The sequence below is a fragment of the Neomicrococcus lactis genome, assembly GCF_014200305.1.
Classification (GTDB): Bacteria; Actinomycetota; Actinomycetes; order Actinomycetales; family Micrococcaceae; genus Neomicrococcus; species Neomicrococcus lactis.
In genome coordinates this window covers 975,764-1,002,040 of the sequence record NZ_JACHBL010000001.1, presented here as the reverse complement: position 1 = coordinate 1,002,040, position 26,277 = coordinate 975,764, and the positions used below count along the sequence as shown (strand labels likewise).

23 protein-coding genes are annotated in these 26,277 nt (G+C 59.1%); 12 read left to right on the top strand and 11 right to left on the bottom strand.

Going from position 1 to position 26,277, the window contains the following annotated elements; genetic code table 11:
• Nucleotides 1-69: 69 nt before the first annotated feature.
• Nucleotides 70-1,671 carry an ATP-binding cassette domain-containing protein gene (locus BKA12_RS04595; RefSeq protein WP_183641023.1) on the top strand — a complete coding sequence of 534 codons (1,602 nt, stop codon included), beginning with the start codon at nucleotides 70-72 and terminating at the stop codon, nucleotides 1,669-1,671.
• A gap of 69 nt (nucleotides 1,672-1,740) precedes the next feature.
• Here BKA12_RS04595 and BKA12_RS04590 read toward each other — a convergent pair whose 3' ends face one another.
• Genes BKA12_RS04590 through BKA12_RS04580 form a run of 3 tightly spaced genes read right to left on the bottom strand, consistent with a single transcriptional unit; the run spans nucleotide 1,741 to nucleotide 3,293 of the window.
• Complete coding sequence (locus tag BKA12_RS04590; protein WP_183641022.1) at nucleotides 1,741-2,631, bottom strand: SURF1 family cytochrome oxidase biogenesis protein; 891 nt, start codon at nucleotides 2,629-2,631, stop codon at nucleotides 1,741-1,743.
• Nucleotides 2,632-2,913, bottom strand: a complete 282-nt coding sequence (locus BKA12_RS04585) for a hypothetical protein (protein WP_183641020.1) — start codon at nucleotides 2,911-2,913, stop codon at nucleotides 2,632-2,634. It lies immediately after the preceding gene.
• Nucleotides 2,910-3,293: a DUF3099 domain-containing protein gene (locus tag BKA12_RS04580; protein ID WP_183641018.1), complete on the bottom strand. Its 384-nt coding sequence runs from the start codon at nucleotides 3,291-3,293 to the stop codon at nucleotides 2,910-2,912. Before BKA12_RS04580 ends, BKA12_RS04585 begins: the two co-directional genes overlap by 4 nt.
• Nucleotides 3,294-3,424: 131 nt before the next feature.
• Here BKA12_RS04580 and BKA12_RS04575 point away from each other — a divergent pair, with 131 nt between their 5' ends.
• Together BKA12_RS04575 and BKA12_RS04570 are read left to right on the top strand one after the other, a co-directional pair.
• Entirely contained in the window at nucleotides 3,425-4,150 is a 726-nt protein-coding gene (locus BKA12_RS04575) for a beta-ketoacyl-ACP reductase (protein WP_338087431.1), read from the top strand.
• 48 nt (nucleotides 4,151-4,198) lie between these two features.
• Nucleotides 4,199-4,957: an SDR family oxidoreductase gene (locus BKA12_RS04570; protein WP_183641017.1), complete on the top strand. Its 759-nt coding sequence runs from the start codon at nucleotides 4,199-4,201 to the stop codon at nucleotides 4,955-4,957.
• A gap of 105 nt (nucleotides 4,958-5,062) precedes the next feature.
• On the opposite strand, the gene BKA12_RS04565 is transcribed toward BKA12_RS04570, so the two are convergent.
• Nucleotides 5,063-6,832 carry a VanW family protein gene (locus tag BKA12_RS04565; RefSeq protein WP_183641015.1) on the bottom strand — a complete coding sequence of 590 codons (1,770 nt, stop codon included), beginning with the start codon at nucleotides 6,830-6,832 and terminating at the stop codon, nucleotides 5,063-5,065.
• A gap of 150 nt (nucleotides 6,833-6,982) precedes the next feature.
• Entirely contained in the window at nucleotides 6,983-7,828 is an 846-nt protein-coding gene (gene serB / locus BKA12_RS04560) for a phosphoserine phosphatase SerB (RefSeq protein WP_183641013.1), read from the bottom strand.
• Nucleotides 7,829-7,925: 97 nt separating this feature from the next.
• On the opposite strand from serB, the gene BKA12_RS04555 reads away from it, so the two are divergent.
• From BKA12_RS04555 to BKA12_RS04535, 5 genes are all read left to right on the top strand, one after another.
• Nucleotides 7,926-8,711, top strand: coding sequence for an ABC transporter ATP-binding protein (locus tag BKA12_RS04555; RefSeq protein ID WP_183641012.1), 786 nt, complete (start codon nucleotides 7,926-7,928; stop codon nucleotides 8,709-8,711).
• Complete coding sequence (locus BKA12_RS04550; protein WP_183641010.1) at nucleotides 8,711-9,511, top strand: sulfite exporter TauE/SafE family protein; 801 nt, start codon at nucleotides 8,711-8,713, stop codon at nucleotides 9,509-9,511. The genes BKA12_RS04555 and BKA12_RS04550 overlap by 1 nt, the downstream gene beginning before the upstream one ends.
• 51 nt (nucleotides 9,512-9,562) lie before the next feature.
• Nucleotides 9,563-10,321 (top strand): TrmH family RNA methyltransferase, encoded by a 759-nt coding sequence (locus BKA12_RS04545; protein WP_183644559.1) that lies wholly within the window; start codon nucleotides 9,563-9,565, stop codon nucleotides 10,319-10,321.
• A 199-nt stretch (nucleotides 10,322-10,520) separates the two neighbouring features.
• A complete protein-coding gene (locus BKA12_RS04540; RefSeq protein ID WP_183641008.1) occupies nucleotides 10,521-10,778 on the top strand; it encodes a type B 50S ribosomal protein L31 in 258 nt (85 codons plus the stop codon).
• A 13-nt stretch (nucleotides 10,779-10,791) separates the two neighbouring features.
• Nucleotides 10,792-11,877 (top strand): lipoate-protein ligase LplAB, encoded by a 1,086-nt coding sequence (locus tag BKA12_RS04535; RefSeq protein ID WP_183641006.1) that lies wholly within the window; start codon nucleotides 10,792-10,794, stop codon nucleotides 11,875-11,877.
• Between the two features lie 78 nt (nucleotides 11,878-11,955).
• On the opposite strand, the gene pepN is transcribed toward BKA12_RS04535, so the two are convergent.
• Both pepN and BKA12_RS04525 read right to left on the bottom strand, forming a co-directional pair.
• The gene (gene pepN / locus BKA12_RS04530) at nucleotides 11,956-14,586 is read right to left on the bottom strand and encodes an aminopeptidase N (protein ID WP_183641005.1); all 2,631 of its coding nucleotides are present in this window, start codon (nucleotides 14,584-14,586) and stop codon (nucleotides 11,956-11,958) included.
• 27 nt (nucleotides 14,587-14,613) lie between these two features.
• The gene (locus BKA12_RS04525) at nucleotides 14,614-15,633 is read right to left on the bottom strand and encodes a YeiH family protein (RefSeq protein ID WP_183641003.1); all 1,020 of its coding nucleotides are present in this window, start codon (nucleotides 15,631-15,633) and stop codon (nucleotides 14,614-14,616) included.
• A 65-nt stretch (nucleotides 15,634-15,698) separates the two neighbouring features.
• Here BKA12_RS04525 and BKA12_RS04520 point away from each other — a divergent pair, with 65 nt between their 5' ends.
• Genes BKA12_RS04520 through BKA12_RS04510 form a run of 3 tightly spaced genes read left to right on the top strand, consistent with a single transcriptional unit; the run spans nucleotide 15,699 to nucleotide 19,062 of the window.
• On the top strand, nucleotides 15,699-17,294 hold the full coding sequence (locus BKA12_RS04520; protein WP_183641001.1) for a circularly permuted type 2 ATP-grasp protein: 1,596 nt from the start codon (nucleotides 15,699-15,701) through the stop codon (nucleotides 17,292-17,294).
• Nucleotides 17,288-18,214: an alpha-E domain-containing protein gene (locus tag BKA12_RS04515; RefSeq protein WP_183640999.1), complete on the top strand. Its 927-nt coding sequence runs from the start codon at nucleotides 17,288-17,290 to the stop codon at nucleotides 18,212-18,214. The genes BKA12_RS04520 and BKA12_RS04515 overlap by 7 nt, the downstream gene beginning before the upstream one ends.
• Nucleotides 18,211-19,062 carry a transglutaminase family protein gene (locus BKA12_RS04510; RefSeq protein ID WP_183640998.1) on the top strand — a complete coding sequence of 284 codons (852 nt, stop codon included), beginning with the start codon at nucleotides 18,211-18,213 and terminating at the stop codon, nucleotides 19,060-19,062. Before BKA12_RS04515 ends, BKA12_RS04510 begins: the two co-directional genes overlap by 4 nt.
• 10 nt (nucleotides 19,063-19,072) lie before the next feature.
• Here BKA12_RS04510 and BKA12_RS04505 read toward each other — a convergent pair whose 3' ends face one another.
• The gene (locus tag BKA12_RS04505; RefSeq protein ID WP_183640996.1) at nucleotides 19,073-20,644 is read right to left on the bottom strand and encodes an SDR family NAD(P)-dependent oxidoreductase; all 1,572 of its coding nucleotides are present in this window, start codon (nucleotides 20,642-20,644) and stop codon (nucleotides 19,073-19,075) included.
• Nucleotides 20,645-20,703: 59 nt separating this feature from the next.
• Nucleotides 20,704-21,945, bottom strand: a complete 1,242-nt coding sequence (gene glgC, locus BKA12_RS04500; RefSeq protein WP_183640995.1) for a glucose-1-phosphate adenylyltransferase — start codon at nucleotides 21,943-21,945, stop codon at nucleotides 20,704-20,706.
• A gap of 117 nt (nucleotides 21,946-22,062) precedes the next feature.
• On the opposite strand from glgC, the gene glgA reads away from it, so the two are divergent.
• Nucleotides 22,063-23,280 (top strand): glycogen synthase, encoded by a 1,218-nt coding sequence (gene glgA / locus BKA12_RS04495; protein ID WP_183640994.1) that lies wholly within the window; start codon nucleotides 22,063-22,065, stop codon nucleotides 23,278-23,280.
• A 117-nt stretch (nucleotides 23,281-23,397) separates the two neighbouring features.
• Here the strand turns inward: glgA and BKA12_RS04490 are convergent, their stop codons facing one another.
• Both BKA12_RS04490 and BKA12_RS04485 read right to left on the bottom strand, forming a co-directional pair.
• Nucleotides 23,398-25,491, bottom strand: coding sequence for an acyl-CoA dehydrogenase family protein (locus tag BKA12_RS04490; protein WP_183640992.1), 2,094 nt, complete (start codon nucleotides 25,489-25,491; stop codon nucleotides 23,398-23,400).
• 68 nt (nucleotides 25,492-25,559) lie between these two features.
• The gene (locus BKA12_RS04485) at nucleotides 25,560-26,237 is read right to left on the bottom strand and encodes a TetR/AcrR family transcriptional regulator (RefSeq protein WP_338087430.1); all 678 of its coding nucleotides are present in this window, start codon (nucleotides 26,235-26,237) and stop codon (nucleotides 25,560-25,562) included.
• Between the last annotated feature and the right edge of the window lie 40 nt (nucleotides 26,238-26,277).

The following is a 26,277-nucleotide window of genomic DNA, read 5'->3' as shown; positions in this document are numbered from 1 at the left end:
ACGTGGAGAAGTGGTAAGGGGCTGCGCTCGGTAGACTAGACAGGTTGACTTCCGTTCGAAAGGCATATTGTGATCTCCGTTTCCGGCTTGGAGCTGCGCGCTGGTGCGCGCTTGTTGATGGAGGATGTTTCCTTCCGAATCGACAAAGGCGACAAAATCGGTCTCGTGGGCCGCAATGGCGCAGGCAAAACTACTTTGACGCGAGTGCTCGCAGGCGAGGGGTTGCCGGCTAACGGCACCGTCACTCGCACGGGCACCATCGGCTACTTGCCACAGGACCCTCGCACGCCAGACATGGAGCAGCTCGCTCGCGACCGTATTCTTTCGGCGCGCGGTCTGGACCGTGTAGTTCGCGATCTGCGCCAGGCGCAGGTCGATATGGCTAGCGATGACAAGTCAGTTCACGATAGCGCCATGCGCCGCTATGACCGGCTGGAAGCTGAGTTCCTTGCGGGCGGCGGTTACGCTGCCGAGTCCGAAGCAGCAACGATTTGCGCCAACTTGGCCCTTGAGGATCGCATCCTTGAGCAGCCGTTGAAGACTCTCTCAGGTGGTCAGCGACGCCGTGTTGAACTCGCGCGAATCTTGTACGCGAACGCCGACACGCTGCTGCTTGACGAACCCACCAACCACTTGGACGCTGACTCCATTACGTGGCTGCGCGAGTTCTTGAAGAACTACCAGGGCGGATTGATCGTGATTTCCCACGACACCGACCTCCTCGAAGCCACCGTCAACAAGGTGCTTCACCTCGACGCTAACCGCGGCGAAATCGATATCTACAACATGATCTGGAAGCGCTACCTCTTGCAGCGCGAGACGGATGAGCGTGCGCGTAAGCGCGAACGTGCCAACACGGAAAAGAAGGCTCAGGTCCTCATGGACCAGGCCAACAAGATGCGTGCCAAGGCAACGAAGGCTGTTGCGGCTCAGTCCATGATCAAGCGTGCCGAGAAGATGCTCTCCGGTTTGCAGGAAGAGCGTGCCACCGATCGCGTTGCAGCTCTGCGCTTCCCGGATCCAGCACCGTGTGGCAAGACGCCTCTCGTGGCCGAAGGTCTCTCGAAGTCCTACGGCTCCCTCGAAATTTTCACGGACGTGGATTTGGCGATCGACCGCGGTTCACGCGTTGTGATCTTGGGCCTCAACGGTGCCGGTAAGACCACGCTTTTGCGCATGCTGGCTGGCGTGGACAAGCCGGACACCGGAAAGCTCGTTCCGGGTCACGGCCTGAAGATCGGCTACTACGCGCAGGAACACGAAACCCTGGACCATGATCGTTCGGTTCTGGAAAACATGCGCTCCGCCGCTCCGGCGTCCCTGGGTGACGCAGATGTGCGTGGCATCTTGGGTTCCTTTATGTTCTCCGGCGATGACGTGGACAAGCCTGCTGGCGTGCTCTCCGGTGGCGAGAAGACCCGTTTGGCCTTGGCCACCATCGTGGCTTCAAGTGCCAACGTCTTGCTCCTCGATGAGCCCACCAACAACTTGGACCCGGCATCGCGCCGCGAAATCCTGGGTGCCTTGCGCAGCTACACCGGCGCTGTGGTCATGGTGAGCCACGACGAAGGCGCCGTGGAAGCTCTCAATCCAGAACGCGTGGTCCTCTTGCCTGATGGCGCCGAGGACCTCTGGAACGACGACTACCTCGATTTGGTAACCCTCGCCTAAAGGCCGAGGAAACAGAAAAGCTCCGCGACGCACTGCTCGCGGAGCTTTTCTGTTGTGTGGGCTCAAGTACTAGGAAGACAAGTTCTCTTCCACCCATTGATCTTCAGCCTCTTCATCAGAGAGTTTTCCATCACGGCGTGCCTTGGTGGGTTTGCGCCGCGTCCGGTAGGCCGAGTGCACCACGGGAGCTTCCTCGCCCAGTTCTGCTGCCAACGCGGCTTCCTCGCGGTCCTCACGATTGATGCGGACTTGCTGGCGTGCCGCGTAGAACAGGGCGATGAACGCCAAGACACCGAACGCGAACCACTGAGCAGCGTAGGACAAGTGTGTGCCCTCGCTCGTTTCCGGCTTCGGGAGCGCCGTCGGCATGTTGGACACGGCAGGTGACTCGGAGACAACGATTCCGTACGCACCCGTTTCGATGGGCAGGGAGAGTTGCTCAGCGAGCTTGGGGAGCTCGATGGAAGCAATCTGACCGGCTGGAGCCTCGCGAGGCACAGACGGCTCGCCTTCCTTCGCGCGAACCACAACAGTTGCGGTTCCGGACGGTGGAGCAGGCACGGTGTCCGGCTGGCCTGCGGTGTTGTTACCGATCGGCAGCCATCCGCGGTCCACCACAATGATGGTGCCGTCTTCGGTCTTGAAGGGCACCAGCACTTCATAGCCCGGGGTTCCGTTGAGCGGACGGTTACGCACGAGGGTGGTCTTCTCGGTGAGGTACTCACCACGCAACGTCACCGGCGTCCACTTTTTCTCGGCCGGAAGCGATTCGAAAATCGTTGGCACACTACTCAGCGGAACAGGGCTGGCGTTGTAGTTGTTCTCGACCTTCTGAATTTCGGCTACCACCGAGTTGCGTCGGTCAAGCTGCCAATTTCCAAGGGAAACAAAAATCGTCGTCAGAATGCAGACCAGAATGAACCAGCCAAACCAGCGAGTCGATAATAAAAACCGGTACACCTACGCCTGGTTTCCTTCCGTGTCAGGTGATGCCTCGAAAGGCACAACGTCTTTAAGCATGCCGCGCTGCTTCAAATAGTTCGCGAGCCAGTCCCGATGCTCCGCGCAAGCAAGCCACACCTTGCGGCGTTCGGGCGTGTGAATTTTCGGGTTGTTCCACAAAATTTGGTACGACGCCGCCGCTCGGCAACCCTTGCGGCTGCACTTTTCGGGGGCTGACGGTAGAGGCGCGTCTAAAGATCCGAGGGATCCGAGCGAACCCAAAATATCGAAGGAGCTCATGCTTTGTCCTGACGGGATTCTTCGGAGGGCGGCACTACTTCGCCAACGAGTATTTCGTGAGCCGCGGCGTCGTCGTCCTCTTCAGGAAGTTCATCCATGAAGCGAGCGTTCCGCTCTTCCGGTCCCACGCTGGGACGACCGTTCGCAATAATGACGGCGAAATAGGGGAGCACCACTGCGGCGACCAAGCACAGAATCTGGAGCCAGCCATGGACAAAGAACGCCAAGACGAAGCAGAGCACACGAACGCCCATGGAAATGCTGTACTTGACGATTCGCGAATGTTCGTCGACGGAAGCACCAGGACGGGCATCTGTGATCAGAAATGCCGAGTCTTGCTCCGCGGAGCGCGCGCGTATCGGTCGTGAAATTCTGTTCATGGGCCTTCCAACTGTGAGTATCCATTGTCTCACTCTCTTAACCCACCGCGCACTTTCACCACGTGTGAAGTCCTCAACTTGTAGGATGGCTCAGTGAATCGCCGCGACTGCGGTACTCAGAGGAGGAAATTGTGGCTAACGATCAAGAGCAATCGGGGCGTAGCGTCCTCGTCACTGGAGGAACCCGCGGAATCGGTCTCGCGATCGCACAAGCGTTCCTCTCGAACGGCGACAAGGTGGCAGTGACTTACCGCTCCGGCGACGTCCCAGAAGGCATGCTCGGCGTCAAAGCTGACGTCACGGATGCCGAGTCGATCGACGCAGCTTTCAGCGAAGTCGAAGCACAGCACGGCCCCGTTGAGGTGCTGGTTGCGAATGCTGGCATCACGAAGGACACCTTGTTGTTGCGCATGAGCGAGGACGATTTCACCTCGGTCATCGACACCAACCTCACCGGCGCTTTCCGCGTCATCAAGCGCGCTTCCAAGGGCATGATTCGCCTCAAGAAGGGCCGCATCGTGCTCATTTCCTCCGTGGTGGGACTCTTTGGTTCACCAGGACAGATCAACTACGCGGCGTCAAAGTCCGGCCTCATTGGTATTGCACGCTCCTTGACCCGCGAGCTTGGCTCCCGTGGCATCACGGCGAACGTTGTGGCTCCGGGTTACATCGACACGGATATGACGGCTGCTCTGCCAGAAGACACCAAGAAGCAGTACATGCAGAGCATCCCAGCCGGTCGCTTTGCCGATCCTTCCGAGGTGGCCAAGGTGGTGCGTTGGTTGTCTTCGGATGAAGCCTCGTACATCTCCGGGGCCGTGATTCCTGTTGACGGCGGACTGGGAATGGGCCACTAACCACACCCGCACTGCGGCAAATTTTTGACTGAAGAAAGTAGGAAATTCATGGGCACTCTCGAGGGCAAGTCCGTCATCATCACTGGTTCTTCGCGCGGCATTGGCGCCGCAACTGCGAAGCTTCTCGCCGAGGACGGCGCAGCAGTGGTCATCAACTACCGCCAGAAGGCACCGCGTGCCAACAAGATCGTCAAGGAAATCACCGAGGCTGGCGGCCGCGCCGTGGCCGTGGGTGCAGACCTGACCACTCCCGAAGGTTCGCAGGCACTCGTTGACGCTGCCGTGAAGAACTTCGGTGGCTTGGATATCTTGATCCTCAACGCTTCCGGCGGTATGGAATCTGACCTTGGCGAAGACTACGCAATGCGCTTGAACCGCGACGCGCAGGTGGCCATGGTGAAGACGGCTCTTCCAGCGTTGAAGAGCGGCGGACGCATTGTTTTCGTCACGAGCCACCAGGCGCACTTCATTGACAAGGTCGCCACGATGGATGCCTACGAGCCAGTTGCTCGCTCCAAGCGTGCCGGCGAAGTTGCACTTCGCAATATGGCTCCGGAATTCGAGAAGGCTGGCGTCAAGCTTGTGGTTGTCTCCGGCGACATGATCGAAGGAACCATCACCGCGACTCTCTTGAACCGTGCCGAGCCAGGTGCTATCGAAGAGCGTCGCAAGGCTGCCGGCAAGCTCTACTCTGTTGAGGAGTTCGCTGCTGAGGTCGCCAAGATGGTCACGGCAGACGTTCAGAGCGGACATACCGAATACGTGGGTGGCGCAGAGGACTTCTTGAAGCAGCACTCCGCCGAGTAGCTCTAGAGCTTTCTGCTTCTCAAACGAGTGGGGCAGTGTTCACCTTGATGGGTGAACACCGCCCCACAGTTCGTTAAAGAACTTTTTCGTTAGGGAGCGAAGACGCTAATTCTTGTTGGGGTCCTCGCCGCAGACCACCTTGTTCCATGGCTGGTAGGTCCAGCGGAGCCTGTCCTTAGGCAACGTCGTGGAACCGTTGGTTCGCGTTCGCGTGGTGTCAATGGTGAAGCCCTTCTGGCCACCACTTTCCGGAACGCACTTGTCCGAGGAGTTGTAGACCGTCTTGGGGTTGGTCTGGTTGTACGGACCGGACGAGGAGACCTTGACGTCCCACTTCTTAGTTCCCCAAAGAACTGACACCACGCGTGAGTCCGTGACGAAGGTCTGGATCAGTACCGGGTGGTCCGTGGAGTTACGCCACTTCATATCAATCTGTCCGGACCACAAGGTGGCCTCCCGGCCTGCGGGGTAACGATCAAACCAGCGCGAGTGAGGCTGGTGAGTGACATCGTCCATGCCGCCCAAGAATCCCACGTTGAACATCTGGGTGGAGATTTGAGACAAACCGCCGCCAACAGCTTTGGACGAGAAACCGTCTTCCACTACACCGGATTCGAAGTAGCCATTCTCCTTGGTAATTGGCCCCAAAGCCTTAGACAAAGAGAACACTTCGCCGGGTTGGACAATGTCGCCTGTAATTTTCTTGGCACCGGCAACGAGGTTCTTGGTGCGAGTGGTGTCGTAGGTGGGGTACGGCGTGGAGAATTCCACGATCTTCTTGGTCAGTCCCCATCTCTCAACCTCTTCAGTAGTGACTTCTGGCTTCACTTCTTTGAAGTCAACAGTGGTCTTGCGCTCACTAGTAGTGCTCGCGGTCAAGACTTTTTCATTGAGGCCGTCGCTATCGATGGCACGTCCTACTTGGCCAGGAACAACAACGGGCTCGCCATCTTTGAACTGTACGGAGGCATCGCGCGCCGTTGACTTGAGCTTGGAATTGGCGGCAACCACGGCGTTATTGATTTTCGTGTTGTCCAGCACCAAATTCACCTCAGCGTCCTTCGTGGTGAAGGACGTGGCATTGGCGAGAGCTGTAGGCGTCAGCACGGAGCTGTAGTCACCTGCGGCAACGGTAATGTTCCCGGAGAGCAGTTTTTCAGCAGACTCTTTTGCCTCCGTGAAAGCGGATTCCGGGGTAGCGGGTTTCAACGTGTCCACCACGGCTTCAATCTCTTCAGTAGATGTGCCCCATTGCTGGGAGATGGCGTCCTTGGTTTCTTCAAGATCAACCTGATGACCTGGAACGGGGGCCTTGTACGTCACGTGAGCGCCGGCCACAGACAACGAGCCCTCAACTGCCTTCTGATTGAGCTTGCCAGAAAGTTCTTTGAGCGAGTTCTCCAACGCAGCAGTGTCAACGGCGTTCTTGAGCTGCAATTCCGCACCGCCGAAAGCGCGCTGATAGAGCGTGACCGGATTCAGCGTGAAACCAGTGAGTCCGTCCAACGTGCCGGAGTAGTCAAAGCTGAGGCCAGCATCCTTTGGTGTGACTGACCCGCGATTGTCCCCAGCCACCACGGCAAAGGTCTCTTCCGTGACGGGATCGAAAGACTCTTGGAGCTTTTCGACGGCCTTCGCCCGAGACATGCCACCCACTTCGACGCCTTCAACTTTGGCGTCGGTAGGTACGCGGTCTTGCAGCGCGTAGGCGGCACCGCCATAACCGCAAGCTAGCAGTGCGATGGTGGCACCGGCAATGATCCAGCCGCTCTTTTTGCGCGATCCGCGCCCGTAGTCACCGTTGGTACCTAACGCTTCGGACTTTTGCCCCGGAGCGCCAGCAGCGGCATCGGATGCATTGTTGTGTGAAGTCATATTGTTACAAACGCTTTTCTACAGATTGGGGACGGCGAGGTGTCCAGTTCGTTTCAGGATAAAACCCTGTAACGAACGATCCGTGTCAATTTGCCGGGTGCCACCCAAATGAGACCACACTGTTATTTTTTGGTCTCCCGGGAGGTTCGCTTAGATTCCCCAGAGTAGCGGCAGGATATCGAGGCGTCGTTGACGTACGACGACGTCGGCTACCGTTTCGAGGGCAGGCTTAGCGCAGAACGCCACACCGGTTCCGGCAGTTTCGATCATGTCGATATCGTTGGCGCCGTCGCCTACCGCGATGGTTGCGCTCAATGGAGTGCCGAATTCCTCGGCCCATTGGTGGACGTAGCGGGCCTTGGCGGCGCGATCCACGATTTCACCCACCACGCGGCCGGTCAGCTTTCCATCAACAATCTCCAACTCGTTGGCGGCGAATGCGTCAAGACCGATCTTCTTGGCAAGGGGAGCCAAGACCTGATTGAAACCACCGGATACAGCGGCAATCTTGTTGTTTTGCAGGTGGAGCGCCTGTACTAACTGTGCAGCACCAGGGGTGAATTCAACCTTGGCCACGACCTCGTCGATAATGCTCGCAGGAAGCCCGGCCAGTACTGCGACGCGTTCACGCAGGCTCTCTGCAAAGTCCAGCTCTCCACGCATGGCAGCATCCGTGACGGCAGCGACTTCGGCTTCCTTGCCAGCGTGAGCTGCGAGCATCTCAATGACTTCTTGCTCAATCAGCGTGGAGTCGACGTCCGTCACCACGAGGACTTTCTCGGCGGCAAGCAGGCTCGTCGGCACCTGAGCGAAGCCGTCGAATGAGGAATGTTCTCCGCCCACCCCAAATTCTGCGAGAGCCGAAGTGATCTGCGCGTCGCTAGCTGCGGCGTCGTAATCCCAACGGGTGCCGGAGATTTCCCCAACCTCCGAAATTTTCCAGGCCACGATGGTTTGCGGCGTGCGAGGTGCGGTGAAGTTGGTATCGGTGCTCATCAATTCATTCTCCGGTGCATGTGATCTGCATAAAAGATTTATGACCCGCACCTCAAAATTTCGCGGTATGGGTGCCAACTAGCCTACTGTTTTGATCATGGTGCAAGTGCTTGAATTCGCTGACGTTGACGTGGTCCGTGGCCGCAAAGAGATCCTGAAGTCCCTATCATGGGATGTTGCCGAAGGTGAGCGGTGGGTAGTTCTGGGCCCAAATGGCGCCGGAAAGACCACGCTTTTGCAGCTTGCTGCCACGCGAATGCACCCGACTCGCGGCACTGTTTCCGTCTTTGAAGAGCAGCTCGGCAAGGTTGATGTTTTTGAACTTCGCCCGCTGATCGGCCTGAGCTCTGCAGCTCTCACAACTCACATTCGTGAAGACGAGCGTGTACTCAACGTGGTGTTGACGGCTGCTTATGGCATGACCGGCCGCTGGCGTGAAGAGTACGAGAAGCTCGATGAGCGCCGTGCTTTCCGCTTGCTGCACGAATGGGGCATGTCCACCATGATGAACCGCACGTTCGGTTCGTTGTCCGAGGGTGAGCGCAAGCGTGTGCAGATTGCCCGCGCACTCATGACGGACCCTGAACTTTTGCTCTTGGACGAGCCAGGCGCTGGCCTTGACCTTGCTGGCCGTGAAGACCTCGTGAAGCGCTTGACCCAGCTTGCCAAGGATCCGGCATCGCCGACTCTCGTGTTGGTCACGCACCACCTCGAAGAAATCCCACCGGGATTCACGCACGCGCTCATGATCCGTGAAGGCGAAGTTGTCGCGGCAGGACCGCTCGGCGAGGTCATGAACGAAGAGAACCTCTCGAAGACCTTTGATACGAAGCTGCGCTTGATGCAGACCGAAGGTCGATTCATGGCGGTCGCCGCCGAGTAATGGATTTTTGGCGCGAACTCATCATCCTGCTCGGTGGACTCTGGGCAGGAACCATCAACACCATCGTGGGCTCCGGCTCACTCGTGACATTCCCGATTTTGGTGGCGCTGGGCTACGCGCCTGTTAACGCCGTGGTCTCTAACGCCATGGGTCTCGTCGCCGGCGGCTTCTCCGGCGCCTGGGGTTACCGGCGCGAAGCCGCGTCCGTCAAGACGGTGTTGTTGAAGCTCTTGCCAGTGTCCTTGGTAGGTGGCTTGATTGGCGCCTACTTGCTCTTGCACTTGCCGGACACCGTCTTCGGATACGTGGCTCCCGCACTGATTTTGTTGGCAGTGCTCTTGGTGATTTTCCAGCCAGCGCTCTCTGCCTGGGCGCGACAGCGTGCCGGTGAGAGGAACTTTGACCCGGCAGATGCGGACCGCCAAAAGTTGCCTTTGATCCTCTACATCCTGGTGTTTCTCACGGGTATCTACGGGGGATACTTCACAGCGGCGCAGGGCGTCATCCTCATGGGCTTGTTTGGCGTGTTCTTGCATGCGAACCTGCAACAGTCCAACGCCGTCAAGGTGATCCTCTCCCTCGTGGTGAACCTCGTTGCTGCGATCTCGTACTTGCTCTTCGCGTGGGAGCGTATTCACTGGGAGGCCGTCCTGCTCATTGCTGTCGGCAGCCTCATTGGCGGTTTCGTCGGCGCGAAGATCGGCCGAAAGCTTTCTCCGAATCTCTTGCGCCTCGTGATCGTGTTACTCGGAACCGTGGCGTTCATCAACATGATCATCAAGCTCATCAACGGTTCCTAGTCCATGAGCGAACCAAATCCCACCATCGTCCAGGCGGACGGGGAACCGTTCATGCCGCCTAACGTGGTGCGTTTGGAATCGGCTGCGGATCCGCGAGTGAAGGACTATGTTGCCCTCTCTGACGCGGCCCTTCGCCAGAAGACGGACCCTGAACGCGGCCTCTATATCGCCGAGTCCACGAACGTGGTCAAGCGTGCCATCGCCGCCGGCCACACTCCTCGTAGCTTCTTTCTGACAGAGAAGTGGCTGCCCAAACTTCGTACCGAAATCGAGCAGTTCCCGGACGTGCCCGTCTTGATGGGGTCGCCAGAGATCCTGGAAGAGATCGCAGGCTTCAATCTGCACCGCGGCGCTTTGGCAGCGATGAATCGGCCCGAGCCTTTGACGGTCCAGGATGTCTTGGCCAACGCTCGTCGGATCGTCCTACTTGAGGACATCGTGGAACACACCAATCTGGGATCTGTTTTCCGGAGTGCGGCCGGGCTTGGGGTGGACGGAATCCTCGTCAGTGAACGCTGCGCAGACCCTCTGTACCGTCGCTCCATCCGCGTAAGTATGGGCGGCGTCTTCCAGATCCCGTGGGCGCGCACCGGTCCGTGGGATGAAGCACTGAGCCAGCTCAAAGACGCTGGCTTCGTCATTGCCGCCATGGAGCTCACGCCCCACTCAATCAACATTGATGAATTCGACTCCGGAGTCGTCGAACGTTTGGCCCTCGTTCTCGGAACTGAAGGCGCGGGAATTTCGCAACGCACGCTAGACCTGGCGGACGTTGCCCTCCAAATCCCCATGCGAGTGGGCGTTGATTAGCTCAATGTAGCTGCGGCGTCGTCCGTTGCAATGTGGGAGCTGCGATACCGCGGTAATCCAACGGGCTAAGGCACGGCGCGCAGATGCGCTCTGCAGGGCATTTTCGTGTAAGATTGTTAGCTGGCCCTGCACTCGTAGGGCAGTATCGTCCCCAATGGCCACTGGCAAAATCCAGTGGCCTTGACGCGAAGGTTTAAAAATGAAGGCTGATATCCACCCGCAGTACGGCCCGGTTGTATTCCACGACCTTGCCTCCGGCGAAAAGTTCCTCACCCGCTCGACGGTTTCTACTGACCGCACCATCGAATGGGAAGACGGAAACACCTACCCACTCGTTGACGTGGAAATCTCCGCTGCATCGCACCCGTTCTACACCGGTAAGCAGCGCATCATGGACACCGCAGGTCGCGTTGAGCGCTTCAACCAGCGCTTCAAGGGCTTCGGCGGCAAGAAGTAAATATACTGAGGTAATGACTTCAAACGCCTCTTCACAAGAACCTCAAAAACACCACGGTGGATTCAAGGTTCCGGGAGGCAAATTAGTCGTCGTTGATCTCGAGTCGGAATCCGGTGTGATTTCGGCTGCGAGCATCAACGGCGACTTTTTTCTTGAGCCGGACACTGCCCTTGAAGATCTCAACCGGTCTTTGATTGGACTCAGCGTCAACGCTGATCACCAGACCATCCGCGAAGCAATCCACAACGGTTTGCCCGAAGGCACCCACCTGATTGGCTTCGACGCTCAAGCTGTCGCGATGGGCGTGCGCCGCGCGTTGGGTCATGCAACCCGCTGGCGCGATCACGACTGGCACATCATTCCGCAGTCCGTCATGTCTCCTGAAATGAACGTTGCCCTCGACGAAGTACTGACTCGCGAGGTCGCTGCAGGCACCCGTCCGCCGACGATCCGCTTCTGGAACTGGGACACTCCCGCCGTCGTCATTGGATCCTTCCAAGCCGTTCACAATGAACTGAACCTCGAGGCAGCCGAGCACCACGGTATTCGCGTGGTTCGCCGCATCTCGGGCGGTGGCGCCATGTTCATGGAAGCGGGCAACTGCATCACGTATTCGCTCTACGCTCCTCCGTCACTCGTAGACGGAAAATCCTTCGCTGACTCCTATCCATACCTTGATGCCTGGGTCATGGAAGCACTCGAGCGCGTGGGCATTGAAGCCTTCTACAAGCCGCTCAATGACATTGCGACGCCGCAGGGCAAGATCGGCGGAGCCGCTCAGAAGCGCTTGGCTTCAGGTGCGCTACTGCACCACGTCACCATGAGCTACGACATCGACGCAGACAAGATGTCCGAAGTCCTCACAGTCTCCGAGGAGAAGATTTCAGACAAGGGCATCAAGAGCGCCAAGAAGCGCGTGGATCCTTTGAAGAGACAGACGGGCATGACGCGAGACGCCATCATAGACGTCATGATGGAGACTTTCACGGAGCGTTACGACGCGACGCCATCCACCATTGGCGAAGAATCCCTTGCGAAGGCTGAGGCACTCGTGGAATCCAAGTTCGGTACCCACGAATGGACGTACCGTTTGCCGTAGCGGCGGTGCGCGTTTCAGAACTGAAAAGAAGTGGCCCCTAGCCTCCGCTGTGACGCGGGGGACTAGGGGCCACTTTTCTTAGGCTTCGGAGAACTGTTGTCCCTTGAGCGCGCGCTCGAGAGCGTCCTTTTCCTCGATGATGATGCGACGCAACGCTTGAGGGGCATCCTGATGCTCATCGAGCCATGCACCCGCTGCTTCGAGCGGTTCACGGTCGCCTTCGACGCCTTGCGGGAAGAGACCCTCAATGACGCGTGTGGCGTTGGACTGAGTCATGGTGTCCCAGACTTCTTCCAAACGGGACCAGAAGGACGCGTAGAACGGAGCACGAAGGGTCCACGATCCTTCAGAGAAGCCTGCTGCTACCGCGCTGAGGTGATCATTCGATAGCTTGGCGCCGGATCCATCAACACCGGACATGGCTTGCGTCCATGCCGAGGTCTTCGAACGAGGATCGGGGAGCGCTGCGACGGCGTGCGTGCGGTTCACACGAGCCTTCGCAGAATCTTCGCGCGCAATTTCCTGCTCGAAATCTTGAACATCGGCCGCACCGTGCACGCTCAGCGTGATGAGAGCCAACCAACGCAGTTCCGAGTCGGCGCGCTCGTCCGGAGCGAAGTCCTGATCCGTGCTGACCATGAGTTCGAGGCGGTGCACCAATTCTTCCGTGGCTTCCGGGACAGCCTTGGCCGAGCGGGCAAAAGTGCGGGCCCAAATACGGCGGATGTCACCGGAGGTACGTTGCGTGAGTTCCCATGCTGCGTCGTTGAAGAGCGCGGCGACCTCGCCAACGCGATCTGCGGCGACGTAGTTCTCGAGGGCAGTGGTGGCGTTGAGCGTGATGCCACTGAGAATGCCGGCTTCGGGAACCATCGCGCCATGGCGAGCCACGGTGCGAACGAACATCACCGGGTCTAGACGTCCACTGCGGACCTGATTCCAAAGGCTTGCCCAGATGGTGGCGCGGGCAAGACCATCGTCGACGCCGTTCTCGATGAACGCAGCTTGGGAGGCCTCATCGAGCTCGAGTAGCGCGTAGGTGAGATCTTCGTGGTTCGGCAGAATCAGCGCCGGACGCGGCTTACCCACGAGCTCGGGAAGCTCTATTTCGCTTCCTTCAAGGCGGACATCGAGCGTTTCCGTGAGCTCAAGCATTCCGCCGTGCGAGGGCTGAGGGGAGAACAGTCCCACCTTGATGACGTGCGGTCGGGCGATGTCCTTGCCGGTTGCGGGGTCCGTTCCGTGCTGCTTGAGGACGGCTCGGGATACGACGGCGCCAGCGCCCTCGCCCTCAACCTCAAGCTCGATTCCTAAAGTGGACGGGCCGCTGGTCTTCAGCCATGCCTCGGTCCACGCGTTCATGTCACGACCGGATGCCGTGGCGAGCGCGTCGAGGAAGTCCTGAAGCGAGGTGTTCCCGAAAGCGTGCTTCTCGAAGTAGGTGTTCGCAGCGTCGAAGAACGCATCTTCGCCCACAAACGCAGCGAGCTGTTTGAGCACGGAAGCGCCCTTGGCGTAGGTGATGCCGTCGAAGTTCTGGTCCGCGGCCTCAAGATCGGTGATGTCAGCGACGATTGGGTGCGTGGTGGGGAACTGGTCTTGAACGTAGGCCCAACCCTTGCGGCGGTTAGCGAAGCTGATCCACGCGGTTTCGAAGTCGGTGGCTCGGTCCGTTGCGAGCGTACCGAGGTAGTCCGCGAAGGACTCCTTGAGCCACAGATCGTCCCACCAGGTCATGGTGGTCAGGTCGCCGAACCACATGTGCGCCATCTCGTGAAGGATGGTTCCCGCGCGGCCTTCGTGCTGAGCTTCCGTGGCATGAGATTCAAAGATGTATTGCTCCGTGAAGGTCACGAGGCCCGGGTTTTCCATGGCGCCCAAGTTGTATTCCGGAACAAAGGCGGAATCGTATTTGCCCCATGGATAAGGAAACGTGAACTTCTGGTGGTAGTAGTCCAGTCCCTGCTTGGTGACGGTGAAGATTTCCTCGTGATCGAGGTGGCGAGCCAGCGACTGACGCACGGTGGCATTGAGCGGAATGACGAGCTCTTCGCCGCCGTTGACGGTTCCGCGCCACTCGTCGCGCACTTCGAAGTACGGACCGGCGAGGATCGTGGTGATATAGGTGGACATGCGCTTGGTCGGCGCGAAGTGGCGAGTCGAGGTGCCGTCGTCATGTTCATCGACGGACACGATCGCCTCGTTTGAGGCGACGTGCCATTCCTTCGGGGCACGGACGTGAAAGGTGAACTCTGCCTTGAGATCAGGCTGTTCGAAGTTGGCAAAGACGCGGCGAGCGTCGGCTGGCTCGTACTGCGTGTAGAGGTACGTGAGCTCATCGGTGGGATCCACAAAGCGGTGGAGGCCCTCACCCGAAGTGCTGTAGACGGACTGGCCCGTCACCACCACCTCGTTAGTAGCCTGCAGATCATGCAGATGGATCCGGGCGCCGTCGACGATGTCGCTCAGCTCCGCGCCTGCATACTCGGTGCCGTTGATCGTGACGGACTCAATGCCGCCGTGGATGTAGTCCAGGAAGGTACTGGAACCAGGGGCCGAGCACGTGAAGGAAATGCGGGAGATGGATGGGTAGGTTTCTTCGGACGCTTGGGTCGCGTTGCTGACGTCGACAGTGACGTCATAAGTGGACACCTCAAGGCTGCGGGATCGGCTAGCGGCTTCGTCTCGAGTCAAATTTTCGTTACGCACGTGGCGATACTAACAGTCACGAACGCATCAATTCGGAAAGACCAACCGGAGAGCTCCCAAAGAAACCACCATGAGCGCGCACCACGCAGTAAGCGCCGCGGCGGTGCTTTTCGCTCCGCTCGTAAAGAGCGTGCGGAGGTTGATGCCAAAACCCAATCCAACAAGTGCGCTGCCCAAAAGGACCTCCTGAACAATTTTCAGGAAGGGGAGAGCGGCCTCTGGCACCAGTCCCAACGAGCGTGCCGCAAAAGCTGCGATAAAACCGGCAATAAAGACAGGTACTAGCGGCGGCATCTTTCCTGCCCCGCTGGAAGTAGCTGCGGAAGCGTGAGTGGAGCTGCGTCGTCGTACTGAAAGGGCCGCAAGGGTTGCGACGGGCGCTAGGGTCAGGACGCGAACGAGCTTAACTACTACGGCGGTGCTCAACGCCACCGAGCCCAGCGTGGCGCCGGTAGCCACGACTTGCCCGACATCATGTACGGACGCCCCCGCCCACCAGCCAAACTCCTGCGGGCTCAGACCGAGGAACCCGTTCAGGGCGGGCAAGACGAAGATCGCCAGCGTTCCGCAGAGCGTGACGAGACCTACGGGCAGCGGAGCGTCCTTCTCAGTTCCGCGCGCATGAGAGACAGCTCCGATGGCGCTGGCTCCGCAAATAGCGAAACCGCTCGCGAGGAGAAATGGCTCGTCTCCGGGGAGCCGGAAGAGCTTCGAAATTCCGTAGGTCAGACCGAAAGCGACGGCCACCAAAGCGACAATGAGGGCAACGGATAACCAGCCCAACTGCACAATATCCGCGAAGACCAGTTGGAAACCGAGGAACACAATTCCCCAGCGCATCAATCGTTTTCCGGAAAATGACATACCGGGAGTCAACAAATCGCGAAAACGTAGGTTAGCTGGCACTAAAGCCATAACATTGGACGCAAGCATTCCGACGATGACGCACCACGTCATCGCAGGGATGGCAGGAACGAGTTGATGTACCAGGAACGCGCACGTCACTCCAACGGCGGCGGCGATGACTCCCGGTACATTTTGATGCATGGTGAGTAGCTTGCCACGTGATGGTTGGTTTTTCTTGCTGAGTAACTTCATGACAAGGTATGGGAATGGCAGATCTATTCGAAGGATATCCAGCCGCTCAAGGGCGATCCGAGGCGTGGGACGAGATGTTCGACCGCGATCATTCGGTGCGTCCCGCCTACACGCATGTGGCGGCGGCGCTTCGAGAACTGGGACCAGATGACGTAGCGGCTCGCGCCGATTCGATGGCGCGTACGTTCCTTGACCGAGGCGTCACTTTTGATTTTGCTGGCGAGGAGCGCCCGTTCCCACTGGACCTCGTGCCCCGCATTATTCCTAGTACGGAATGGGAAGTGCTGGAGCGGGGCGTCGCACAGCGTGTGAAAGCTCTTGAGCTGTTTTTGGATGACGTGTATGACCGCATGAAAGTGGTTTCTGACGGTGTGGTGCCGCGCAAGCTCATCACCTCTTCAGCCCACTTCCACCGCGAAGTAGCAGGCTTCCGGCCCGCCGGCGGTGTGCGTGTCCACATTTCCGGTATTGACGTGGTGCGAGACCAAGAAGGTACCTTCCGAGTTCTCGAAGACAACGTGCGCGTGCCGTCTGGTGTGTCCTACGTTCTCGAAAACCGCCGCGCTATGCAGAAGGGTCTTCCCGAAGCGTTTGTGCAACAGAATATCCGCTCAGTTGAGGAATATCCTCGCCGGCTCCTGCAGGCTCTGCGCAAGACCGCTCCCGGCGGCATCGATGATCCAACGGTAGTAGTGCTCACGCCGGGCGTCTTCAACAGCGCTTACTTTGAGCACACGCTGTTGGCAGGCTTCATGGGCGTTGAACTCGTGGAAGGCCGCGACCTTATTTGCCGCGGTAACCGCGTCTACATGCGCACCACCTCGGGTGAGCGCCGTGTTGACGTGATTTACAAGCGTATTGATGACGAGTTCGTGGATCCTCAGCAATTCCGCGCAGACTCCGTGTTGGGCTGCCCGGGCATTGTGAACGCGGCCCGCGCCGGCAACGTCACCATCGCAAACGCAGTGGGCAACGGCGTTGCCGATGACAAGCTCATCTACTCTTACGTGCCGGACCTCATTCGTTATTACATGAACGAAGAGCCGATTGTTCCTAACGTGGATACCTACCGCCTTGAGGAAAAGGAAGCTCGGGAGGAAGTCCTCGACCGCCTCGACGAACTCGTAGTGAAGCCGGTAGATGGCTCCGGCGGTAAGGGCATTGTGATTGGCCCGCAGGCGTCTAAGCAGGAGCTGGACGAGTTGCGCGCGCGAGTCATCAAGGACCCGCGTGGCTGGATTGCTCAGCCGGTGCTGCAGCTGTCCACCGTACCTACCGTTGCGGACGATAAATTCGGGCCGCGTCACGTGGACTTGCGTCCGTTTGCCGTGAACGACGGCGAAGACGTGTGGGTCTTGCCGGGTGGTTTGACTCGTGTCGCATTGACGGAGGGCTCACTCATTGTGAACTCTTCGCAAGGTGGCGGCTCGAAGGACACCTGGGTGGTGGACGGCGAGAACCGCTTGCCACGCAACAACAGCGAAGAGCGCGTCCCGCACTTGCGCGAACGCACCAAGGTTTGGCCGCTTGAAACGGGTGGTCGCGCCGCCCGCAACCAAGTTCAAGAAGAACAGCAGCAGCAAGAGATTCAGGAGGTCCCAGGATGCTGAGCCGTATTGCCGAATCTCTCTTTTGGATTGGCCGTTACATAGAACGTGCCGACGGAACCGCGCGTATTCTCGACGTGCATTTGGAACGTTTGAACCAGCTGCCGGAATCTCAGCAGCGCGAAGCGTCTCAAGAAATGCTCACCATCATGGGCTCGTGGCCTACAGATGAAGAGTACGGATTGCAGGACCTTCTCCAGTACATGGCGTATGACCGCAAGAGCGGCGCGTCCATTGCTGGCGCGTTAGTTCAGGCTCGTGAAAACGCGCGCCGTGCTCGCGAAACCGTGTCGTCGAACTTGTGGGAAACGCTGAACACCACTTACTACGGTCTGAATCAGCACCGTAAGGACGTCGTAGGCGCGTTCCGCTTCTGCCACTGGGTTCTGGAACGCACCGCCATGATGCGTGGCTTCAGCGATTCGACCATGAGTAAGGACGATTCCTGGCAGTTCTTGCAGTTGGGACGTTCGCTCGAGACCGCCGATATGACGGCCCGTATGTTGGCCGCCGTGGATACGCAGTCCAGCGGTCTGTCTTGGGTCACGATGCTTCGCTCTGCCGGTGCCTACGAGTCGTTTTTGCGCACTCCGGATGTGGCGTTCGGTGAAAAGAGCGCGGCCGAGTTCTTGTTGATGGACCGTTGGTTCCCACGCTCGATCGTGTCTTCTTTCGCGATGGCCGAAGATTGCCTCATCAAGCTGGATCCCAGCGTGCACCGCGTCGGTTTCGACAACGACGCACGCCGCATTGTGGGTCAGGCTCGATCCTTCTTGGAGTTCCACCACTCGGAGAACATCCTGGATGAATTGCCGGAGCACATGGAGCGCGTGCAGCGCACCGTTGCTCAGGCCAGTGACGCCGTCACGCGTCGCTACTTCTCGCATATGGCAGACAACGCATGGGTTGGAGAGAAAGCATGACCCGCTTACGCATTCGTCACCGCACGCGCTACGACTACGAGGGCCGCGTCTCACTGTCCTACAACGAGGCGCGCATGTCCCCGCTCACGGACACCCATCAGGTGGTGCTGGAAAGCAACATCAAGGTCAGCCCGAACATCGCGGTGGTCAGCAATTATCGTGACTATTGGGGTACGCGCGTGACCGGATTCGACATGTCCGGATCTCACGATTACCTGGAAGTGGACGCACAGGCAACGGTTGAGGTGCACCGCGTAGAACGGGCTGTTGACCCGGACGAGACCTTGTCCTGGGAAGAGCTTGCCTCGGATGAAACCCAGGACGCACAGTCTGACTTCTTGCCGCAGTCAAAGCTCAGCGATCCCGGAGCAGACGTTCGGGGAATCGTTGCGGAATACCGCTCCTTGCCCACCCCGCACGCTGCAGCACACGCGGTGATGAGCTTCTTGCGCGAGCACATGGAGTACGTCCCGGGCGTGACCGGCGTGCACACGAACGCTGAGTCGGCATGGAAAGAAAAGCGTGGCGTGTGTCAGGACCTTGCCCACGTGGGTATCGGTGCTTTGCGCTCGCTCGGCATTCCAGCCCGCTACGTTTCCGGCTACATTCACCCGCGCCCAGACGCTGCGATCGGCGAAGAAGTTGCCGGCCAGTCGCACGCGTGGCTCGAGTGGTTTGATGGTGAATGGCGCTCGTGGGACCCGACGAACCACAAAGCCGCTTCTGACATGCACGTTTCTGTGGCTCGTGGCCGCGACTATCGCGACGTCACCCCATTGAAGGGCATTCAGACGGGCGGACGCCACTCGTCACTGACGGTTTCCGTTCTCGTGACGAGGGTCGCCTAGGCCCAGATGTTTACCACGGTGATGGCACGTAATCCTTGATGAAGCATCCGTAGAGGTCGATTCCGCGCTCACCATCCACAATCGGATGGTAGACGCGGGCGGCTCCGTCGATGAGATCAAGGGGTGCGTGCCATCCTTCGTCCGCCTTGCGAAGCTTCGCATCGTGCGGACGTTCGTCGGTGATCCACCCGGTATCCACGGCCGTCATGAGAATTCTGTCCGTTTCAAAAAGTTCTTCGGCGGCAGTCCTCGTCATCATGTTGAGGGCTGCCTTTGCCATATTGGTGTGAGGATGTCCCGCGCTCTTATAGCGCCGCGAGAATTGTCCCTCCATCGCAGACACATTGACGATGTACTTGCGTCGTGCCTGCGATGCAGCGAGCGCTGGCCGCAGGATCGAGTTCAGCAAGAACGGTGCCGTGACGTTGCACAGCTGCACTTCGAGCATCTCGAGTGCGTCCACTTCGCCGATCACTTGCGTCCACGAATTCTGCGTCACGATGTCCGGAATAAGCCCGCCCGCGTCGATCGCAGTACCAGCCGCAATGCGCTCCATCGAAGCCGCACCCGGGGTCATGGCCAGATCGGCGACCTGCTGCGCGCGGTCTGCGCTCGCTCGCGCTTCGGGACTATTAATGGAGTACGACGCCGCCGCAAGAGTCCCGCTGGAAAGTTGCGGCTCCGTCGTACTCAGATGGAAAGCTGCCGCAAGTGAGCGCGGGTGTTCTTGTGGGGGTGCTTCCGCGCCCCAAATTTCCGGTCCGCCGTTTCCGGGTTCGAGTTCGGGGGTGAGCGGAACGTCTTCGCCCGCAAGGAGCTGCGAGTAGGAACCGGCCGTGCGACGCACCGTCTGAGCCGCGTTGTTGATCAGGATGTCGAGCGGACCCTCGGCGGCGATCCGCTTCGCAAAAGCGGTGACGGCGCCTGGATCGCGCAAGTCGATGCCCACAATCCGTAAGCGGTGCAGCCAATTGGCGGAATCCTCGAGGGACGCAAAGCGACGTGCGGCGTCCTTGGGGAAGCGCGTGGTGATGGTCAAATGCGCGCCGTCGCGCAACAGGCGCAAGGCAATATGCATGCCGATCTTCGCGCGGCCACCCGTGAGAACGGCCTTCTTTCCAGTCAGATCAGCGTGATCCTTGCGGCGCGCACGGTTGGACGTCGCGCAGTCTTGGCAGAGTGCGTGATGGAACGCGTCCACCTCGACGAAGTCCTTTTTGCAGATGTAGCAACCGCGCGGCTGAATATAGGTGCCTACCGTGGCGCCGCGCTCGGCGACCTCGTCCGGCAGCGAGCTATGCAGGTCGCGACCGTGGGTCTCGTCGTCCAAGCGATCCGCCGCACCAGTTGCGGTGCGCTCCATCGTCTCGCGGTCCGCAACGAGAATGGCCTCGCGCGCTTCCCGACGCCGATGCTTCTTGACGTCCTTGAACATGCTGGAGGTAGCTCGCCGCACGGCGATGAAGCGGGGATCTTCATTGTCCAGCGTGTGGATCCCACCGAGGACTCGGAGGCACGCCTCGAGATCAGTGCGATTAAAGGGGACATCGTCGAAGGAGACGTTGGATAAGTCATTGTGCATAGCGCACCAATTTTACCGGTGGAAAGCTGGCCGCGATCCACCGGTCTCTTTTCGTACCGCTATGGCGCGATGATCTGGTCTTTTGAAAGGACCGTCAGTCCGGAATCCGTCACGGTGAAACCGCGAGCAAGGTCAGCCTCACGGTCAAAGCCGATGCGAGCTCCCGGAGGAACAATGACGTTCTTGTCGATGATGGACTTGCGCACTTGAGCGCCTTCGCCGATGTAGACGTTATCCAGCAAGACGGAGCCGTCTACGTGGGCGCCTTGACGAACGGTGACGTCTACGGAGACCACCGAGTTTTCGACGAGACCACCGGAAATGACGACGCCCTGGGACAGGATCGAGTTGTGGGACTCACCCTGAGTTCCGTCTTCGCCGCGCACGAGCTTCACCGGGGGAGAGCTGTGCTGGCGAGTGTAGAGTGGCCACTCGCGGTTGTAGAGGTCAAACTCTGGGATCGGCGCAATGAGATCCATGTGAGCGTCGTAGTAGGAATCGAGAGTACCTACGTCGCGCCAGTAGCGGTTGGTGGTCGGCGCTTCGCCGGGAACCGGGTGCGCCGAGAAGTCATAAACACCGCAGTCGCCGTTTTCCACAAAGGACGGAATGATGTCTCCGCCCATGTCGTGCTTGGTATTTTCGCGCTGATTGTCCTCGTGGAGCGCTTGGACCAGGGCATCGGCGTTGAAGACGTAGTTACCCATGGACGCCAGGAAGGAGTCTGGATCATCAGCCAGCGGGGTAGTGGTCTTCGGCTTCTCTACGAAGCGCTGGATCTTGCGAGGGTTGTTCGGATCCGTTTCCACCACGCCAAACTGGTCCACCATGCGCATCGGCTGGCGGACGGCGGCAACGGTGGCGCTGAAGCCAGATTCGATGTGCTCGCGCACCATGTCTGAGAAGTCCAAGCGGTACACGTGGTCGGCGCCCACTACAACGACGTAATCGGGGCGCGCGTCATGGATCAAGTTCAGGGACTGGTAGATAGCGTTCGCGGAGCCCAGGAACCAATCCTTGCCCAAGCGCTGCTGTGCCGGCACGGAAGCGACGTAATTGCCCAGCAACGTGGACATGCGCCAGGTTTCGGAAATGTGGCGGTCCAAAGAATGCGACTTGTACTGAGTCAGTACAACAACTTTCAAGAAGCCGGAATTCACAACATTGGAGAGCGCAAAATCAATGAGACGGTAATTACCCGCAAATGGCACGGCGGGCTTCGCGCGGTCGGCGGTGAGTGGCATGAGGCGTTTGCCTTCTCCACCGGCGAGAACGATTGCTAGTACTTTACGGCCGGACATTTATATCCCCTCATAGTGCAACCGGCGCGACTGCGCGCCTTTTCTAGCCAACAATCAACGGGTTAACCTTGTGCTTTCACACTATGACAACTTTCACTTTGCGACTACGTTGGAAGCGTGCGAACTGACATTATTACCAAAGAATTCCCGCCGACCATTTATGGCGGCGCTGGAGTCCACGTCGCTGAGCTCTCGCGAGTGCTAGCTCCCAAGCTAGATCTTCACGTGCGGGCCTTCGGAGATCCACGTCCTGAGGATTACCACGGGGCCAAAGTCTCGAGCTATTCGGCGCCTGCGGAATTCGACGCCGCCAATGGAGCCGTGCAGACCATGGCCACAGATTTGCTGATGCTGGATGATCTGGCTGGGGCCGATGTCATCCATTCGCACACGTGGTACGCGAACCTCGCCGGTCATCTGGGCAGCTTGATGCATGGCGTTCCGCATGTCATTTCTGCGCACTCTTTGGAGCCTCTGCGTCCGTGGAAGGCCGAGCAGTTGGCCGGCGGCTATGCGCTGTCCTCGTGGGTTGAGTCCACGGCGTATCACGCAGCCGACGCCATCATTGCTGTCTCCGATGGCATGCGCCAAGACATCGAACGCGCTTACCCCACGGTGGATGCGTCCAAGATCCATGTAGTGCACAACGGTGTGGACACTGAGACGTGGAAGCCGGACACGGGTACTGATGTGGTCAAGAGCTACGGCATTGATCCGGAAAAGCCTTCCGTGGTCTTCGTCGGCCGTATCACTCGCCAAAAGGGTGTCCCGTATCTTCTCCAGGCCGCTCGTGAACTCGCGCCCGAAGTTCAGCTCGTACTGTGCGCTGGGGCCGCGGACACGCCGGAACTGGCCGCGCACGTCAATGGCCTCATCGAAGAACTCAAGAGCACGCGCGAAGGCGTCGTAGTGATTGAGAAGATGATGCCGCGTCGCGAGCTCCTGCAGGTCCTCACCAACGCCACGGTCTTCGCGTGCCCGTCGATTTATGAGCCGCTAGGCATCGTGAACCTTGAGGCCATGGCATGCGGTACCGCCGTTGTCGCTTCCGCCACGGGCGGCATTCCTGAGGTGGTCGTCGATGGCGAGACTGGTTACTTGGTCCCGCTCGAACAGGTTCAGGATGGCACGGGCACGCCGCTCGACGAGGCCGAGTTCGTGGCCACTTTCGCGGCGGCGCTCAACAAGGCTTTGGCTGATCCGGCTCGCGCTCAGGAAATGGGCGAGGCCGGCCGCAAGCGCGCCATCGAGTCCTTCAGCTGGGACGCGATCGCGGATCAGACCATTGAGGTCTATCGCGCGGCGCAGGCTCGATTCGCCGACCGCCAGAAGTAGCCCCCTGAGGCGGATTCCATCGCCTCAGCATAGTTATTACGACGACGCCAGCTTGCGGACAATCCGCAGCTGGCGTCGTTGTTGTATTGAGTTGGTGAGAAAGCGTGTGGGGCCAGGTTAGGCCTTCACGGTTCCCTTCTCAGAGGCCTTGCGCTCGGCGCGGCGACGATTCAGCAAGACCTTTTCCTCGATAGGCGCATCAGCGGATGCACGCATCTTGCGAGCGTACTCGGCTGCCTGATCCTGGCGGGTTGCTTCGGCGCCACTGGCAATCGAAGCACGCAAGTGATCGTCGGTGAAGCCCCACGAATCCACGATGTCCTGCAAGTGCGGACGCAAGCGGGTCAGCAAGCGGTTGATGTATGGCGTGAGCGTGCGTGCGCGCTGCATCGACAAGTGGCCGTTCATCAAGTACCAGGAGAGGTTCTTTTCGATCACGGTCAGACCGAAGACATCGCGCAACCACGTCATCACCTGACGCGTGGTCTTGTCATCGATGGTGCTGATGGCCTTCGTGAAGGCCTCCCACTGGAGGAGCTCAGCGTGGGAGCGAGCGGCAGCGATGAGATCGTCCTGGTGCTCGTTGAAGACTGCTGCGGCTTCTGCCTGTGGCAACTTCGCAGCAGCGCGCATGTCATCAGCAACGTTGGCGATCATGTCCTGAACGCGCAAGGTCAGCAATTCACGCTGGCTGCGTTCTTCCTTGAGGAAGTTTGCCGAGCGCTTCTCGGAGCCGGAGTCAATCACGGTCTGACCAAGCTGGCGCAAACCGGAGCGGTTGATGACGAGGCTCTCTGCGCGGCGCACCATGAAGCGGGCCAGAACGCCAGCGTCCAAGTTGCGGAACTCCGCGGCGTAGTCGGAGAGCAAACGCTTAGCGACGAGCTGCAAGAGCACGTTGTTGTCGCCTTCGAAGGTCACGTAGACGTCCAGATCAGCACGCAGGCTCGTCATGCGGTTTTCACCCAAGAAGCCGGAACCGCCACACGCCTCGCGGCACTCTTGCAAGATGTCCAATGCGCCCCAAGTGCTCAATGGCTTGAGGGCTGCCGCCAGGGTTTCGAGGTCCTGACGATCCTCGTCCGTGTCGTGAGCGCCGGAGAAGACCTCATCGAACTTCTCGAGGAGTACTTCGTGTGCGAAGCCCGCCGCCATGGCCTGAGCCAAGCGTGGGATCAGGCGGCGCTGGTGGCGCTGGTAGTCCATGAGGACTTCTTCATGCGTGTCAGAGCTCGCGTTGAACTGGCGGCGCTGGTTCGCGTAAGTGATGGCAATCGCGAGGCCCATCTTGGAGGCCGTCACTGCAGCACCATCGAGGGAAACGCGGCCCTGAACCAGGGTACCGAGCATCGTGAAGAAGCGGCGACCCGGGGATTCGATGGGGGAGGAGTACGTGCCGTCCTCGTCGACCGAGCCGTAGCGGTTGAGCAGGTGGTCGCGTGGAATGCGCACGTTGCTGAAGTGGAGACGGCCATTGTCGATGCCGTTGAGGCCACCCTTGAGGCCATCGTCCTCGCCGCCGATTCCGGGCAAGAAGTTTCCTTCTGCATCGCGAATGTCGATGTAGAACGCGTGCACGCCGTGGTTGACGCCCTTGGTGATGAGCTGTGCGAACAGGACGGCGGCTTTGCCGTGAATCGCAGCGTTACCCAAGTAGTCTTTCCACGCCGCGCGGTGCGGGGTGTTGATAACGAATTCTTGAGCATCGACATCGTAGGTCGCCGTCGTCGCAATGCTCGCAACGTCCGAACCGTGACCCGTCTCCGTCATGGCGAAGGCGCCGGGGATTTCCAGCGACATGATGCCGGGCAACCAGCGCTCGTGGTGGGACTGCGTACCCAAGTGCAAGACGGCGGAGCCGAAGAGGCCCCACTGCACGCCAGCCTTGATCTGGAGGGAAGGATCAGCGATCACCAATTCTTCGAAAGCGGCGATATTGCCGCCGTGGTTGTCCTCGCCACCGAACTGCTTCGGGAAAGCACGGTGTACGGACTGGGCTTCAACCAGGATGCCGAGCTGCTCAAAGACGCGAGCGCGCTGTTCTGCCATCGTGGCGCCCTCAGCCTTATGGAGTTCCGGCTTGGCTGCCATAGCGCGAGCCTGCTTACGAATATCTCCCCACTTTCCAAGCTGGGCCTCGGCCAACAGTTCCTTATTGATGGAACCGTGGGCTAGGTCGGGAACCGGAATAGTGGCTTCTGGGTGTGACATCGTGAGACCTTTCAAATCGCTGTGAATGTCTAAAAGAAGATTTGTTGATGGGTGTGGGTCGACAGCGTTTACGGCTGTCGCGCTGTGCGATGAACGCTAGAGATGCCGTAGACCAGCCAGGCGGTGACTTGGCGAGCGAGCTCAGTGGCGTTGGGACGTGCGGGGTCATGAGGGGAAACGCGCAACCAGGACTCGCCGACCGAGCGGATCATCCCGAGCGCGCCGTCCGGCCAGTACTTCAAGGACTCCATAGACGCGTTCTGCGTGCGATTGACCCGAAGGTAGTCAGCCATGCGTTCGCGCATCATGACGGTGAGCTCATTGAAAAAGTGCGCCAATGCTCCGGAGGCGCCGGTTTCCAAATTGGCGGTCACGAACTCGTAGGTATTCGGAGAACGTTCTGCTTGAGCCAAATAGGCGTGAACCATGCTGAAAAGTGCCTCGTCCGGACTGTCCTTAGACTCACCGGCTTCAATCACTGCTTCGCGCAATTGATTGATGACCACTTCACCCATGGAGTGCCGCAGTCCGTCCTTGTCGCCGAAGTATCGGTAGAACACAGACTTGCTGGTGTGTGAGGCGGCGGCGATGTCTTCCATCGACGCGGAAGGTCCAATGCGGTGCACAGCCTTGCGCGCACTCGCAATGAGCTCGAGCCTGCGCTGGGCGCGGTGCTCTTCCCAACGGGAAGAACGGCCATCCACTGGACGTGAATAAGGATAAGTAGTTGTTGTGGCGGAGTTCACGATACCTAGCGTATCAGGTACGCTTGGTTTCAGTAACTAA